A 16,278-nucleotide genomic window follows, 5' to 3' on the forward strand; every position below is an offset into this window, starting at 1 on the left:
TTAAGCAACAAAAGGTGAAACAACGGAAGGGTCAATCGGGTCAATGCTGGCGATCGCGCCTTGGTCCATACGCGCAATGCGATGAGCAAGGGCGCGGGCTTCATGCTGATCATGGGTGACGTATACCGCCGTGGTGCCGAGCTGGCGTAACAAGGTCGCCATCTCCTCGCACAGACTTTCACGTAAGTCGCGATCAAGATTCGACAGCGGTTCGTCGAACAGCAAAATGCGCGGTTCAGCCACAATGGCACGGGCCAGCGCCACGCGCTGTTGCTGACCGCCGGAAAGCTCAGAAGGGCGGCGAGAGACAAAATCCGCCAGCCCGACGCGTTCCAGTGCGGCCATCACTTTTTCGTGTTGCACTGCGCCACGAATACCGCGCATCTGTAATGGAAACGCGACGTTCTGGCGTACAGACATGTGCGGCCACAGGGCGTAATCCTGAAACGCCATCCCGAGATTGCGTTTTTCCGGCGGCAGGCTGAGTTTTCCGCTGGCAACGATTTCGCCGTCGAAACTGATTTGTCCCGACGCAGGATGCAGTAAACCCGCCAGCATTTTCAGCAGCGTACTTTTCCCGCATCCCGAAGGGCCGAGCAGGGCGAGGATCGTACCTTCCGGCACGGATAAATTGACGTGATTGAGCACCGGGTTGCTCCCAAAGAAATGGGACACCTGATGTATGGCGATGGCGGGAGGAGAAGACATGCGCGCAGGCGCATTCCCGCCGTGATGAGCTGGAATGGTCATGGTTGGTACTATCCTCTTTGGGACTTAATTGTGCTGGTGAGCGTAAAGGGGGAATGTGACGGATGGATGACACCTTTTGGAAAGGTGTGGAAATTGCCCTGGCGGGCGAGCACCAATTCAACTTCAAAACCGTGGGCGTCGGCCCACACCGACCAGAGACCCGGTAACGCGCGGGCCTCTGGACTCCGCGCTTTTTCACTGCGCGCTATCGCTGGGACGATGGACATGTTTCGGCACATTGGTGAGTGGCGCAAATTCAGGTGCTTCGCACTGCCTTCTCTCGGTCTTCGAGCCAAAGGTCTCGAAGCCGCTCCGTTCAGCTGAATTTTGAGCACGCCAATCCACTTTTTAAACGAGGAGAATCGTCTGTTTTTGAATTTAAGATGGTGCGGGCATTCAGAAAGCTTGCTGAATGAGAGGTTGCAGACCTGAGGCTGCAATCCCGAAATGAAGGCACCGCGAAGCGGCAAGATTTCCAGCCTGTCGCTGTTGTTTCTGAAACATAGCCAGCGAGCGGAGCGCGTGTTGAAAAAGCGTGGGGAAATCCAAAAGGGGAAAAGCACTTTCCCCTTTTGGGCGGTTTCGGCGCAGCGCGTTAAGTGATCACTGCTCGCAAGAAACCGAAATATTCACAAAACTTTTTTAGAAGCAGCCATTAATGGCTGCAAAGTTTGTAATACACCTCATTCCACCGGATCTGATTCTTGAAGTCCGGCAACGTCGTGTCGTTATCAATCACCAGCAGTTCAATCCCGGAAAACTCTGCGTACAACCGCAAAGCGTCAACATCCAGTGCCTGCGAGAACACGGTGTGGTGCGCGCCGCCGCCGAGGATCCAGGCTTCTGCTGCTGTCGCCAGAGAAGGCTGGGCTTTCCAGATAGCGCGGGCGACCGGCAGTTTTGGCAGCGGATGCGGCTGTTCAACGGTATCCACAAGGTTTACCAGCAGACGGAAACGGTCGCCCATGTCGATGACGCTGGCGTTAACCGCCGGACCTGCCGGGGTAGAGAAAATCAGACGCGCCGGATCCGCTTTGCCGCCTATACCGAGATATTGCGCGTCCAGCAGGGGTTTATCTTCTTTGGCAATCGACGGGCACACTTCCAGCATGTGCGAACCGACCACCAGGTCGTTACCCGGTTTGAAGTTGTAGGTGTAATCTTCCATGAAAGATGTGCCACCTTTCAGGCCGCTGGCCATGACTTTCATGATGCGCAGCAAGGCGGCGGTTTTCCAGTCGCCTTCGCCACCAAAGCCGTAACCTTTTTGCATCAGGCGTTGTACTGCCAGCCCCGGCAGTTGTTTCATGCCGTGTAAATCTTCAAAGTTGGTGGTGAACGCGCCGAATTTACCCTGCTCAAGGAAACGCGTCATACCCAGTTCGATTTTCGCCGCATCCAGCAGGTTTTCACGACGCTCGCCGTTAAGTTTCACCGCATCGGTCAGACGATAGGTGGCTTCATACTCTTCCACCAGCGTATCGATATCACCTTTACTGACTTCATTGATGACGCTGACCAGATCACCAATGCCGTAGGCGCTGATGCTGTAACCGAACTGAATTTGCGCTGCCACTTTATCGCCTTCGGTGACTGCGACTTCACGCATGTTGTCGCCAAAACGCGCCACTTTCAGGTGCTGACTTTCGTTTTTCGCCGCAGCTACGCGCATCCACTGAGCGATGCGGCGATGCGACTCACCGTCCTGCCAGTGACCGGCGACCACGGTGTGTTGCTGACGCATACGGGCACCGATGAAACCAAATTCACGGCCACCGTGCGCGGTCTGATTCAGGTTCATGAAGTCCATGTCCATGGTTTCCCATGGCACTTCGGCGTTGAACTGGGTATGGAACTGCAACAGCGGTTTATGCAGGATGCTTAAGCCTGCAATCCACATTTTGGCCGGAGAAAAGGTGTGCAACCAGGTGATAATGCCCACGCAGGCGTTGTCATAGTTGGCGTCGCGGCACAGCGCGGTGATCTCATCCGGTGTGGTTACCAGTGGTTTAAGCACCAGTTTGACCGGTAAACCGGCTTCGCTGTTCAGGCTGTTGACCACCTTCTCGGCGTTCTCTTTTACCTGACGTAAGGCTTCCGGTCCGTACAGATGCTGACTGCCAATGGCGAACCACACTTCGAGATGTTTAAACGCGTCCATTTATAACTCCTGAATATCGGATATGTGAAATAGAAATTTATAAGGTCAAAACTAATGCGCCGGTTTCGCTGCAAACAGCGGTTCAGTGGTGGCACACCATTGCTGATAACGTTCGTACAGGCGCTGATACAGTTCGACGCGCTGCGGATCCGGAAGCAGGGTACGTTCGATGCTGCAGGCCATTTTTTCCTGCGCGGCGGGTACATCGCTGAATTCTCCGGCGGCGACGGCGGCAAAAATCGCCGCACCCAGTGCGCAGCACTGATCGGAAGCGACGATTTGCAGCGGACGGTTCATGGCGTCGGCGCATACCTGCATGATGACCGGTGATTTACGCGCAATACCGCCGAGCGTCAGGACGTTTTCCACCGGAATATCCTGCTGTTCGAAACACTCCATAATGGCGCGTGCGCCAAAGGCGGTGGCGGCGATAAATCCGCCAAACAGTTCGGGTGCCTGCGTGCCTAAATTGATATCGGTGATAACGCCTTTCAGACGCTGATTAGCAAATGGCGTACGGCGTCCATTGAACCAGTCGAGCACCAGGGGCAGGTGATCGAGTTTCGGATTAGCAGCCCAGGCTGCGGTCAGATCGGTCAGCAGATTTTTTTGCAGACTGTCCAGCTGCGTTTTCATTTCGGGATGCGCTTTGGCGGCCTGAATCAGCGGCCAGCTCAGCAGACGGCTGAACCAGGCGTACATATCGCCGAAAGCAGATTGTCCGGCTTCCATCCCGATCATATCCGGCACTACGCTGCCTTCGACCTGACCGCAGATCCCGGCAATGGCGCGGTCGTTCACGCGTTCTTTGTCAGCGATCAGAATGTCGCAGGTGGAGGTGCCAATCACTTTGACCAGCGTATAAGCCTGTGCACCCGCGCCGACGGCGCCCATATGGCAGTCGAATGCGCCACCCGAAAGCACGACGGAAGCAGGCAGGCCGAGGCGTTCAGCCCATTCCAGCGTCAGGGTGCCGACAGGCTGTTCAGCGGTAACGGTATCGGTAAACAGCGGATACGGCAGATGTTCGACCAGCAGCGGATCCAGTGCGGCAAAGAAATCTTTAGGAGGCAGACCGCCCCACGAAGGGTGCCAGAGCATTTTGTGTCCGGCGCTGCAACGTCCGCGCATGACTTTGTCCGGTGCTGTGGTGCCGGATAGCAGGGCGGGCACCCAGTCGCACAGTTCGACCCAGGAAGCAGCGGCTTTTTTCACGGAATCATCGGCGCGGGAAACGTGCAGGATCTTCGCCCAGAACCATTCTGAGGAATAAACGCCGCCGATATAGCGGGAATAGTCGGGGAAATCACCGCTGCGGCAAAGGCGGTTAATTTCTTCGGCTTCTTCAATCGCGGTGTGATCTTTCCATAATACGAACATGGCGTTCGGGTTTTCGGCAAATTCCGGATTCAGTGCCAGAATATTGCCTTCATTATCTACCGGGGCAGGCGTAGAACCGGTGGAATCGACACCGATACCCACGACGCGCGCAGCCCGTTCAGTGCCCAGACGTTGCACGACATTTTTAATTGCCTGTTCCATCGCTTCTATATAGTCGAGCGGATGGTGGCGGAACTGGTTTATTGCCGCGTCACAGTAACGGCCTTCATTCCAGCGCGGGTAATAAACCACGTCCGTTTCCATCTCCGCACCGGTCTGACAATCTACAGCCAGTGCCCGGACAGAATCGCTGCCAAAATCAAGACCAAGAGCAATCGCACCTTGCGTCATTCTTTCTCACTCCTTCAGGTTTGCCGTAGTCATTACGGCGGCGAATCGAATTGCTCTAACAGTAGGAGGATGCAAAAAAGTGAGTGAGGAGGCGTTAGCTGGAAGTATGCACAAATCTGCTCCCAATGATGTTTCTGTGAGGTTGGTCAAATGTTAGCGTTTGGCTAAAATCGCTATATCTATGTACAAACCTGCTGTTTTCCCGTCGTGTGATAGCGCTCTACATTCTGCTGCAAAATTACCGCTAAAACTTAACCCGTCTTACAAGAGAGTGTGACGTAAATCCGCTAGAAACCGGACTTCGCCGTGCTTTCACTTTGTTTCTTTACACTACTGATAACGTTTTCACGATGGCGGCCAGCCAACAGGTTCCGGGCCGGGATCGCGAGAAACAACAATAAAAGTCGGAGAACATCATGCATAAATTCACTAAGGCGCTGGCAGCAGTTGGGTTAGCGGCTGTTATGTCACATTCAGCTATGGCAGCCGATAATCCGAAGCTGGGTTTTCTGGTTAAACAGCCGGAAGAACCGTGGTTCCAGACCGAATGGCGCTTTGCAGATAAAGCCGGTAAAGACCTGAACTTTGAGGTCATCAAAATTGCTGTGCCGGACGGTGAAAAGACGCTGAATGCCATCGACAGCCTGGCGGCGAACGGCGCGAAAGGTTTTGTTATCTGTACACCGGACCCGCGCCTTGGGCCTGCGATCATGGCCAAAGCACGCAGCTATGACATGAAAGTTATCCAGGTGGATGATCAGTTCGTGAATGCCAAAGGCAAGCCAATGGAAGAAGTGCCATTAGTGATGATGGCGGCGACCAAAATTGGCGAGCGTCAGGGGCAGGAACTGTATAAGGAAATGCAAAAACGTGGCTGGAAAGCAGCCGATACCGGCGTGATGGCAATTACCGCAGATGAGCTGGACACCGCACGCCGTCGTACCAGCGGGTCGATGGATGCGCTGAAAGCGGCCGGTTTCCCGGAAAAACAAATCTACAAAGTGCCGACTAAATCTAACGATATCCCCGGCGCACTGGACGCAGGCAACTCCCTGCTGGTTCAGCATCCTGAAGTCAAAAACTGGCTGATCATCGGCATGAATGACAACACCGTTCTCGGTGGCGTGCGTGCAACAGAAGGTCAGGGCTTCAAAGCCGCGAACGTCATCGGCATTGGCATCAACGGTGTGGACGCGGTGAATGAGCTGTCAAAAAGCTCACAAACCGGCTTCTACGGTTCCCTGTTACCGAGCCCGGATATTCACGGTTATAAAAGTATCCAGATGCTGAACGAATGGGTCACCAAAGGCGTTGAACCACCGAAATTTACCGAAGTAACAGATGTTGTCCTGATCACCCGCGACAACTTCAAAGAAGAGTTGAAAAAGAAAGGTCTTATGTGATCTTCAGATGTGGTTGAAACAAGCAATACCCCTAAATAATTCGAGTGGCAGGAAGGCGGCAAGTGAGCGAGTTCCGAATTACTTACATAGGTAAGGGATTCGGGTGAGTAAGCGTAGCCAACGCATCTGCGACTTGAAGTATGAAGGGGAGAGACGCTGCTGCATAACGGACGACAGGGAGACGTTGAACTGTTTTCTGCTGTGCAGTGGCGTGCATTCAACTTTACTTAATTTCCAGGTAGCCACTATGACTCAGCAATCTTCAAACAAGACGCCTTTGCTGACACCGTCACTGACGGAGTTTGATGCGGCCACGCCGTATCTGGAATTCCATGACATTGGCAAAACTTTTCCGGGCGTGAAAGCGCTGGACGGGATTTCCTTCAATTGTTATGCCGGGCAGATCCATGCGCTGATGGGCGAAAATGGCGCGGGTAAATCCACGTTGCTGAAAATCCTCAGCGGTAACTATCAGCCTTCTCAGGGCAATATCCATATCAGAGGGCAGCAGGTCGCTTTCAACAACACCACCGATGCGCTTGATGCCGGTGTGGCGATCATTTATCAGGAATTACATCTGGTGCCGGAAATGACGGTGGCAGAAAACATTTATCTCGGGCAAATGCCAAGCAAACACGGGTTTGTAAACCGCAAATTGCTGCGCTACGAAACCAAAATCCAGCTCGAACATCTCGGGCTGGACATCAGTCCGGATATGCCGCTGAAATATCTCTCCATCGGTCAGTGGCAGATGGTAGAAATCGCTAAAGCGCTGGCGCGTAACGCCAAAATCATTGCGTTTGATGAGCCGACCAGTTCGCTGTCTGCCCGTGAAATCGAACAATTATTCCGGGTTATCCGTGAGTTGCGTGCAGAAGGGCGTGTGATTTTGTATGTGTCACACCGTATGGAAGAGATTTTTGCATTAAGTGACGCTGTCACTGTTTTCAAGGATGGCCGCTATGTGCACACCTTTGACGACATGACACAGGTGGATAACAGCAAGCTGGTGCAGGCGATGGTGGGTCGTAATCTGGATGATATTTACGGCTATGCGCCACGTTCGCACGGCGAAGTGCGTTTACAGCTGGATCAGGTGAAAGCGCCGGGGGTGAAAACGCCGATCAGTCTGAGTGTCCGTCAGGGCGAAATTGTCGGCCTGTTCGGGCTGGTGGGTGCCGGTCGCAGTGAGTTGATGAAGGGATTATTCGGCGGCACGCGCATTACCGGCGGCACGCTGCGGCTCGACGGCAACGTGCTGAACATCCGCAAACCGGCAGACGCGATCCGCCAGGGCATTATGCTGTGTCCGGAAGACCGCAAAGCCGACGGCATCATTCCGGTTCACTCGGTGCGTGACAACATCAACATCAGCGCCCGCCGCAAAACGGTGAAAGCGGGGTGCCTGATCAACAATGCCTGGGAAGCGAAAAATGCCCGCAAGCACATCGAGGCGCTGAATATCAAAACGCCGAGCGATCAGCAGTTGATCATGAACCTTTCCGGCGGTAATCAGCAAAAGGCCATTCTGGGCCGCTGGTTATCGGAAGACATGAAAGTCATTTTGCTCGATGAACCGACGCGTGGAATCGATGTGGGTGCCAAACATGAAATCTACAACGTGATTTATTCACTGGCGAAACAAGGCATTGCCGTGCTCTTTGCATCCAGTGATTTACCGGAAGTGCTGGGTCTGGCAGACAGAATTGTGGTGATGCGCGAAGGTGCAATTTCCGGCGAACTGTTCCATGACGAAGCCACCGAAGAAAAAGCGCTGGGGCTCGCCATGTTGCGGACACCAGACCTTGATTCTGCCCCTGACGCTGCCTGACTGAGGAGCAAAAATATTATGTCGAGTATGACAACCAATTCAGCCAAACCGGACCAACCTTCAGCGGCATCGCGCAGCGGACAAGGTCTGATGCGCATCTGGGACAGTTACGGCATGTTAGTGGTGTTCGCCGTGCTGTTTCTCGCCTGTACTATTTTCGTGCCGAATTTCAGTTCCTTCATCAATATGAAAGGACTGGGACTGGCCATTTCGATGTCCGGCATGGTGGCATGCGGGATGCTGTTCTGTCTGGCATCCGGTGATTTCGACCTGTCCGTCGCTTCGGTCATTGCCTGTGCGGGCGTCACCACGGCGGTGGTCATTAACATGACCGAAAGCCTGTGGATCGGCGTCGCGGCCGGTTTAGTGCTCGGGATGCTGACCGGTTTGCTCAACGGTTTTGTTATCGCACGCCTGAAAATCAATGCGCTGATCACCACACTGGCCACCATGCAGATTGTGCGCGGTCTGGCGTACATCATTTCCGACGGTAAAGCGGTAGGCATTGAAGACGAACGCTTCTTCGCGCTCGGCTACGCCAACTGGTTGGGGCTGCCGGCGCCAATCTGGCTGACGGTGGGCTGTCTGATTATCTTTGGTCTGCTGCTCAACAAAACCACGTTTGGCCGTAACACGCTGGCGATTGGCGGTAATGAAGATGCGGCGCGTCTGGCCGGTGTGCCGGTGGTGCGTACCAAAATTATCATCTTCGTGCTTTCCGGGCTGGTGTCGGCGGCAGCGGGGATCATTCTGGCTTCGCGCATGACCAGCGGACAACCAATGACGTCGCTGGGTTTTGAGCTCATCGTCATATCTGCCTGCGTATTGGGTGGCGTTTCGCTGAAAGGCGGCATTGGTAAGATTTCCTACGTGGTATCAGGGATCCTGATACTGGGTACGGTAGAAAATGCCATGAACCTGCTGAACATTTCCCCGTTCTCGCAGTACGTGGTACGTGGTCTGATCCTGCTGGCGGCGGTTATCTTCGATCGCTACAAACAGAAAGCCAAAAAGACCGTTTAACCGGGTTTTGTGATAACGCTTTCACAGTCTGATAGCTGCGGCATTTAACGCTCCCACCGGTTAAATGCCGTAAAAACGCGTGTTTGTTCACAAATTAGTAACCTTTACTGGCAGCGTTTTCACCGCCGATTAGAATGGATGAAAAGTCCATAGCCACGTGAAGTTTCGGGAGGTTCGATGTATCACCGTATGATTCAGGATCAGCAGCAAAATCCGCTGCTACCGGGTTACAGTTTCAACGCCTATCTGGTCGCCGGTATGACACCGATCCTCGCTGACGGGCCACTGGATTTCGCCATTGACCGTCCGGGGGGCATGAAAGGATTTATCCTTAACCTGACGGTAAAAGGGCAGGGCAAAGTCTTCGACGGCGAAGACACGTTCTACTGCAATCCCGGCGATCTGCTGTTGTTCCCGCCGAAAGCCCGCCATCTTTACAGCCGCTCCGCCAATGCGGATTCCTGGTATCACCGCTGGGTGTATTTCCGCCCGCGCGCTTACTGGGCTGACTGGCTGGAATGGCATACGAAAACCCGCGACGTCGGGCGTCTGTCATTGCCTAATAACACGCTGTTGCTGGAATTCGACCGGCTGTTTGCCAATATTGAGCAAACACAAAAGTCCGGACGTCGTTTCTGTGAAGAGCTGGGGATGAACCTGCTGGAGCGTCTGTTGCTGCGTGCAATGGAAGAAGATCCGCAGAGTCCGCAAAAAATTATGGATCCGCGCGTTATCGAAGCCTGCCAGTTCATAACCGGCAATCTGGCCGGGGAGTTGCGTATCGACGAAGTGGCGCGTCACGTATGCCTGTCGCCATCACGGCTGGCGCATCTGTTCCGCGAACAGGTGGGGATTAATATTCTGCGCTGGCGCGAAGACCAACGGGTGATCCGCGCCAAGCTGCTGTTGCAGACCACGCAGGAATCCATCGCGACCATTGGCCGCGTGGTGGGATATGACGATCAGTTGTATTTCTCGCGGGTATTTCGCAAACGGGTAGGGGTAAGCCCGAGTGATTTCCGCCGCCGCAGCGTGGAGATTAACTATCCGGCTAAACCGTATAAATCACATCCATGGCCGGAGCAGGAAAATACGGTGGCATATCATTTTTGAGTTTTGCCTTTGCACCTCCCCCTGCGCAGGGGGAGGAAAAAACATTACTCGGCAAAGAAACTCTGTTTCAACGCACGTTCCACACCGCGAAGTTCCGCTAATCCCCGCAGGCGTCCAATCGCCGAATACCCCGGATTGGTTTTCTTGTGCAAATCATCCAGCATCTGATGGCCGTGATCCGGACGCATCGGGATGGCGCGCAGATTACCGGCGCGGCGGCGGGTTTGCTCTTCGGTCAAAATCGCTTTAATTACCGCGACCATATCCACATCACCGTCCAGATGGTCGGCTTCATGGAAGCTGCCTGGCACTTCTTCACGCCGCGTGGCGCGCAGGTGGATGAAGTGCACACGGTCAGCGTAATCAGTCATCATTTTCACCAGGTCGTTATCTTCACGCACGCCGTAAGAACCGGTGCAGAAGCAGAAACCGTTGTGAATACTGTCGACGGTTTCTTTCAGCCATTGCATGTCTTCAATGGTGGAAATTATGCGCGGCAGACCGAGGATAGGGCGCGGAGGATCATCCGGATGAACCGCCAGACTTAATCCACATTGCTCTGCTACCGGCACAATGCTGCGCAGGAAGTGCGCCATGTTTTCGCGCAGTTTGGCTTTGTCGATTCCGTCGTAAGTCGCCAGACGGGCGCGGAACTGATCCAACGTGTAGCCTTCTTCTGCACCCGGCAGACCGGCGATGATGTTAGAAACCAGCTGGTCTTTATCTGCCTGCGTCATCGCCGCAAAGTATTCTGACGCTTGTTCCTGTTCTTGCGCACTGTAATAAGAGGTCGCGCCTTCGCGTTTAAGCAAATGCAATTCAAATGCAGCGAAAGCGATATGGTCGAAGCGCAGGGCGCGGGAACCGTCCGGCAGCAGATACCCCAGATCGGTACGCGTCCAGTCGAGAACCGGCATGAAGTTATAGCAAACCGTATCGATGCCACATTCAGCCAGATTGCGGATGGATTGCTGGTAGTTAGCAATGTGCTTCTCAACATCTCCGCTGCGGGTTTTGATTTCCTCATGCACAGGAATACTTTCCACCACGGACCACACCAGACCTTTGGCTTCGATGATCGCCTTACGTTTTTTGATCTCTTCTACCGGCCAGACTTCACCGTTAGGAATATGGTGCAGGGCGGTGACCACGCCAGTTGCGCCAGCCTGACGCACATCATCAAGCGAAACCGGATCGTTCGGGCCGTACCAACGCCATGTCTGTTCCATGTGTTTTCCTTAAAATTGTTAACTGACTCTCTGAATGTAGTTGACGCATGGCCGGTGATAAGTTCAATCTTAATGCGCGGTCTGGTCAGGTGGTCTGCTGGTCAGGCCATCAGACCGACATATGATTCAGTATCAAACCGATGATTAATGTGACCTGGATAACAGATCTGCGATTCAGCAAGAACACGGAGACAATAATGGAATTACCAACCCTGAAGGTGGAACGGCTGTATCGCCAGATTTCAAACGTACTGATTAACTGCATCAATACCGGACAGTTTGCGCCGGGTGCGATGATCCCGTCCGAACGCGACCTTTCCAAACAGCTGGGCGTCAGCCGTTCTTCCATTCGCGAAGCGTTGATTGCTCTGGAGATCACCGGATGGGTGGAAATCCGCACCGGCAACGGTGTATATGTCAGCGACCCGCTTCCGCAGACCACACCAGCGGCTCAGACGGTCAGCAATGAAGAAGAATTCAGCCTGCAATCGCTGGTGAAAGCGCGTCAGATGTATGAAGCGATGACGGCAGAACTGGCAGCGATCAACGGCACCGACGAGCAGCGTGTGAAGCTGAAAGAAATAGCCGATGAGTTAAACAAGCTCAATGCCAACAACGATGCTTTTCTGGAAGCCGACCGCCGGTTCCATCTGATGATAAGCGAAATGACTGGCAACGAAGTGCTGCACGATATGATGGGGTATCTGTGGGATAAACGTCGTTCCCGCCGCTTTATGCGCCTGGAAAGTCATTACACCGAAGTGGATTTCGCCCGCGAGATGAATGCCGATCATCAGGGCATTTTGGACGCCATTCTGGCGAAAGATGGCGCGGGGGCGAAGGCAAGAATGAGCCGACATTTGCAGCATGTGTATGACCAGCTATTTGCGGAGTGACAGTATCAATACCGGACACAGGCAAAACCTTGGGTTGCCACCCAAACGGGCCTCAAGAGGCGCCTATCGCCGCGCCTCTTAAGAATCTCCGGCTCTTTCACTGCGCGCTCTGCTCGCTGGCTATGTTTCATAAGCCACAGCGATAGCCGCAAAATCCCGCCGCTGCGCGGTTCCCTCCCTTCGGGTTACAACCCGCGTAAAAGACACGCGGTTTTCCACCTCTCGTCCGGCGGTATTTTGGAACCGGCCTCAGGCTTCTACTTCACAACCTTGCTTGTTTTATTTTTGATTTTTTAAAAGCTGCGGGCGATTCAGAAATCTTGCTGAGCGGAGCGGCTTCGAGACCATAGGCTCGAAGACCGAGAGAAGGCAGTGCGAAGCACCTGAATTTGCGCCACTCACTGATGCGCCGGAACATGTCCGTCGTCCCAGCGGCAGCATGGTGTGAAAAAAGCGCGGAGTCCAGAGGCCCGCGCGTTACCGGGTCTCTGGTCGGTGTGGGCAGATGCCCACGGTCTTGACCTCAAGGCCAGTTTGGGTGGCAACACCAAGGGGCTGAGAGTGTGGGCGGCGAGCCCACAAACCAACCGTCAGCTCGGATACGGCACCCATCCTCCGCCGTTCAGCCGGATATAGATTTTCCCCTGATATTCCATCACCACCGAGTTTTCATTTTCAGAAACCAGCGGAGTTTGCGGCAGGTTCGAACCGAAGGTTTTCCAGTCCATCGTCTGGGTGGTGAATACTTTACCGTCCACCGCGCGCGCGACCATTTCTGAAATCGCCTGATAGCTGCTCTTTCCGTCGATTTTCATTGGCGATGGCGCATGCGGCGCCTGCATACCAAAGAACTTCACACCGACCGGAATGTGAGTAATGCCCGGACTCGGGATATCACGCAGACCGGAAATTTGCATTTTGTCGCCCACCAACGCTGCACCATGCTCAGGCACAACGACCAGCATCACTTTACGACCGGATTTATCCAGCTGATCCATAAAGGCGTTCAGCTGAGTCAGCAGCGTCTGGGCGCGGTTATGGTAGTCCGCACCTTTATTACTGCCGACGTAACGGTTGCCGTCATGCAACGGGATCAGGTTGAAGAAGGTTGCGGTACGTGCAGTCCCGGCTTTTTCCTGATTTTCCAGCCAGCGGGAGAACAGCTGACCGTCGTTGAAGATTGGCGAGCCATCGAAAGAGGTCAGTTCATAACCCAGACCGGCCTGCGACATCAGCGGAGCTTTCATGTCAGCATCATCACGCAGATTGCCGATGTAATTACCGAACTCGCCGGTGTGATCCATCGCCAGCTGAGAGGTGAAGCCAAGACGCGCCAGATCGTCAAACAGATAACATTGCTGACCGGCTGGCTGATACAAATCGTGGTGTGATGGCTGGCCGCAGCTTGCGCGCAGCAGACGAATCGATGCCGGACCACTGTAAGCGGTGGCGGAGTTGAAATTGCTGAACACAAAATCAAAGCGCGACCATAGCGGTGAGTTCGATAGATTCACGGCGTCCAGATCAGACCAGGCCAGTGAACAGATATTGATGACCAGCAGATCGAAAGGCTGGGCATCAGCAGGTAGTGCATCAGGAAACTTCGTCGCTTTGCGGCGTTCGTTTTGATAGAACTGATCCAGATACGCATTCAGATTGGCATTGGTCGGCGGACCGCTGACGGTATTGTCAGTGCCAGAGGGGGCCACTTGTGCCGGAGCGGCAACCGTATTTTGTGCCACCACCGGAGCCGGTGAATGCGTAAACAATGGCGTGATCAGGCCGCTGAAATTCACCCACAACAGGGCTATCACGGTGAATGTGGTCAGACGCAGCCATTGTGAAATGAACAGATAACCGACCAGCAGTGCGAAACCGACCGCAATCCATTCCCAGTTGATGAAACGATCAACCAGTTCAAGCAAGTAACTGACGCTGAAACCCGCGACATCAGCGCCCTGATTAACAATGGAATGCCAGCCCGGCAGCCAGGTATCGTGATAAAGCAGCGCCAGCCCGAATGGCAGGGCAACCCATTGCCGCCAGCGATGCAGACGCAGGGATCGCAGAGGGAATAACAGCACCGCCGCAAAAACCAGATTGCTCAGTGCGTCAAAATTCAGATAACCCTGTGAAAGCAAAACGAATTTAAGTAAGAAATAATAGTTCCAGGCGCCGAGACCGCGCCAGGATTGCCAGATCCGCAAACGCGGAGAAGAGGAGTGCGATTCGTTCATAATGAAGTTTTGGATTTCCCTGTAGCCGCAGAATTATCAGGCAATGTAGCGGATCGTTTCCGGCTCTTATTGATGGTGCTCATCGTCATCGGTGTTAAATAACGCGGCGAAAAAAATTGCATCGCAAAACGGTTTTTCCAGCGCGGTAACCGGCTGCGCAGGGCATATCCCAGCGGGATAAAAATCACCGCCGCCAGAATAAAAATTTCGATAATGTCCTGAATGTCCATTTCTCTTACTCCGGCGTCTGAATAACAGGCGTATCGCTCAAGGCGAGCGTAACGGGAACGGGCTGATGAACCTGCGCCCGTTTGATAGGTTCGGGTTTATGCGCGACAAAAGGCTGCGCCTCTGACACAGGTTTTGCCACCGGCGGTTTGGCGGCCAGGCGGCGAATTTCTGTCTGAATATCCAGTTCATGGCTCCAGAATGTCTGACTGGTAAAGACCTCTTTCACCGGCAGATTAAACAGAAAAGCCAGAACATTTTCGACATCGCTGACCTGACAGTTTGACAGGAACAAATACAGATGACGCTCTGTGATGGTCAGAATATCGCCGTCGCGGCGCAGCGAACAAAGCGACATCGCCTGCTGCGGGCTGATCCCGGCGGCCGGGCGCAGCGAGATCAAAATTCCGCGTGATTCTGTCGCCAGGGCGGCATGATCCCAGATATCGCGCATCACTTCGCAGAATACCGGCAGCGGCAGATAACCTTTATGATGCGTTGGCAGGCGGCTGTCGAGCAACACGTCGATATCCTGTGGCACATGGCGGGTGAACGTCAGGTTTTGCAGATCGTCCAGTAAGGTCAGGAAGTTGGAAAGACGCGCAGCGTGCGGCACGACCAGATTAGCGCCGCAGGCTTGCAGCAAACGTTGATCGACATAACGCAGGGAAGAATTCATTTCACGCACGACAATTTTCAAAGCATTCCCGCGCTGAATACGTAAAAGATGGATCTGACGCGCCAGCACTTCCACTTCATCATTCCCGGCAAGCGCAAAAATCACCGTGGCGGAGCGGGCGTGTGTCGCTCTTTCGGTCAGCGCTTCATTACTGTCAAACAGGAACCAGCGTTCGGAAAGTGCAGGCGCACCTTCGAGAACTGAACGCTCTGCCAGCAACATCCACTGGTCATCACCGGTTTGGGCAGATACCGGAGAAGGGGCGTTTTTCTGGATTTCCCAACCGTTTTCACGAGGGGTGATGGGATAAAGCGTATTCGCCTCGACGCCCAGATTGTCATGCCACCAGGAAATGCCCCACTGATTCGGTTCCACATCGGTCTTTAAATCGGCAAGACCGTATATATTGCGATGGTATAAATGTAAGCGGGATTTAACAGCATTAATGCCGGTGCCGTAGCAGATAATAAGGAGTGTTGCGCCTTTATTATTCGCGCCTGACCGAATTTTACTCAGCCAACGGGAAAATTGTTTTTCATTTACTTCCTGACATCGGTTTGCAGGAAGTAATAAAATCATTAAGGAAGTAACATAATTAGGCAAAAGATTAATATCGGCAGGCAACCCAAGAAACGCACTTTTACCCTCGCTGAACTGGTAATAAAACGTTTGCTTCGGGTGATTTTGCAAATGCGTAAGAAGAATATTGTCGTCGGGTAGTCTATTTTCATCTTCAGCGCAAATTAAATTGTGCTGCGGGAAAAACAGGCTGACAGGGACCTCTCCCCGCTGAGCTTCAAGCACTTGTCCGCTCAGACGATATGCCGCTTCCTGGCTGTCAGTATTGACCCAGTAAAGCCCCTGAGCCTGCATCTGGGCTAAACCATTCCAGAATTGCTTCATGCCCAATGAAAAGGAGAGTGCCATATAGTTAATCTGCTTCTGTTTGGTTCTGATTAAAAGACGGTTTTGATTAAAAGTCTGCTGGGACACACTG

12 protein-coding genes are annotated in these 16,278 nt (G+C 53.5%); 5 read left to right on the forward strand and 7 right to left on the reverse strand.

Annotated features, from left to right (window positions below):
• The 3 genes from D5398_RS10280 to D5398_RS10295 all read right to left on the reverse strand — a co-directional run bounded on the left by D5398_RS10280 (window position 1) and on the right by D5398_RS10295 (window position 4,642).
• Entirely contained in the window at window positions 1-750 is a 750-nt protein-coding gene (locus tag D5398_RS10280; RefSeq protein WP_120507535.1) for an ABC transporter ATP-binding protein, read from the reverse strand.
• Between the two features lie 655 nt (window positions 751-1,405).
• The gene (gene araA, locus D5398_RS10290) at window positions 1,406-2,911 is read right to left on the reverse strand and encodes an L-arabinose isomerase (RefSeq protein ID WP_120507537.1); all 1,506 of its coding nucleotides are present in this window, start codon (window positions 2,909-2,911) and stop codon (window positions 1,406-1,408) included.
• Between the two features lie 51 nt (window positions 2,912-2,962).
• Window positions 2,963-4,642, reverse strand: coding sequence for a ribulokinase (locus tag D5398_RS10295; protein ID WP_120507538.1), 1,680 nt, complete (start codon window positions 4,640-4,642; stop codon window positions 2,963-2,965).
• A 416-nt stretch (window positions 4,643-5,058) separates the two neighbouring features.
• Between D5398_RS10295 and D5398_RS10300 the strand changes: the two genes are divergently transcribed.
• From D5398_RS10300 to araC, 4 genes are all read left to right on the forward strand, one after another.
• Window positions 5,059-6,045: an arabinose ABC transporter substrate-binding protein gene (locus D5398_RS10300; RefSeq protein ID WP_120132957.1), complete on the forward strand. Its 987-nt coding sequence runs from the start codon at window positions 5,059-5,061 to the stop codon at window positions 6,043-6,045.
• Between the two features lie 247 nt (window positions 6,046-6,292).
• Window positions 6,293-7,876 (forward strand): L-arabinose ABC transporter ATP-binding protein AraG, encoded by a 1,584-nt coding sequence (araG, locus tag D5398_RS10305; RefSeq protein ID WP_120507539.1) that lies wholly within the window; start codon window positions 6,293-6,295, stop codon window positions 7,874-7,876.
• A gap of 18 nt (window positions 7,877-7,894) precedes the next feature.
• Window positions 7,895-8,899, forward strand: coding sequence for an L-arabinose ABC transporter permease AraH (gene araH, locus D5398_RS10310; RefSeq protein ID WP_120507540.1), 1,005 nt, complete (start codon window positions 7,895-7,897; stop codon window positions 8,897-8,899).
• 177 nt (window positions 8,900-9,076) lie between these two features.
• Window positions 9,077-10,012, forward strand: coding sequence for an arabinose operon transcriptional regulator AraC (araC, locus tag D5398_RS10315; protein ID WP_120507541.1), 936 nt, complete (start codon window positions 9,077-9,079; stop codon window positions 10,010-10,012).
• Between the two features lie 44 nt (window positions 10,013-10,056).
• Here the strand turns inward: araC and uxuA are convergent, their stop codons facing one another.
• Entirely contained in the window at window positions 10,057-11,241 is a 1,185-nt protein-coding gene (gene uxuA / locus D5398_RS10320; RefSeq protein ID WP_120507542.1) for a mannonate dehydratase, read from the reverse strand.
• Window positions 11,242-11,438: 197 nt separating this feature from the next.
• Between uxuA and D5398_RS10325 the strand changes: the two genes are divergently transcribed.
• Window positions 11,439-12,137: a FadR/GntR family transcriptional regulator gene (locus D5398_RS10325; protein WP_120507543.1), complete on the forward strand. Its 699-nt coding sequence runs from the start codon at window positions 11,439-11,441 to the stop codon at window positions 12,135-12,137.
• Between the two features lie 590 nt (window positions 12,138-12,727).
• On the opposite strand, the gene bcsG is transcribed toward D5398_RS10325, so the two are convergent.
• The 3 genes from bcsG to bcsE are packed head-to-tail and all read right to left on the reverse strand — an operon-like array spanning window position 12,728 to window position 16,208.
• Window positions 12,728-14,374, reverse strand: coding sequence for a cellulose biosynthesis protein BcsG (bcsG, locus tag D5398_RS10330; RefSeq protein WP_120507544.1), 1,647 nt, complete (start codon window positions 14,372-14,374; stop codon window positions 12,728-12,730).
• Window positions 14,371-14,604 carry a cellulose biosynthesis protein BcsF gene (gene bcsF / locus D5398_RS10335; RefSeq protein WP_120507545.1) on the reverse strand — a complete coding sequence of 78 codons (234 nt, stop codon included), beginning with the start codon at window positions 14,602-14,604 and terminating at the stop codon, window positions 14,371-14,373. Before bcsF ends, bcsG begins: the two co-directional genes overlap by 4 nt.
• A gap of 5 nt (window positions 14,605-14,609) precedes the next feature.
• Window positions 14,610-16,208 carry a cellulose biosynthesis protein BcsE gene (bcsE, locus tag D5398_RS10340; protein WP_120507700.1) on the reverse strand — a complete coding sequence of 533 codons (1,599 nt, stop codon included), beginning with the start codon at window positions 16,206-16,208 and terminating at the stop codon, window positions 14,610-14,612.
• Between the last annotated feature and the right edge of the window lie 70 nt (window positions 16,209-16,278).

The sequence above is a fragment of the Rahnella bruchi genome (assembly GCF_003614975.1).
Classification (GTDB): Bacteria; Pseudomonadota; Gammaproteobacteria; order Enterobacterales; family Enterobacteriaceae; genus Rahnella; species Rahnella bruchi.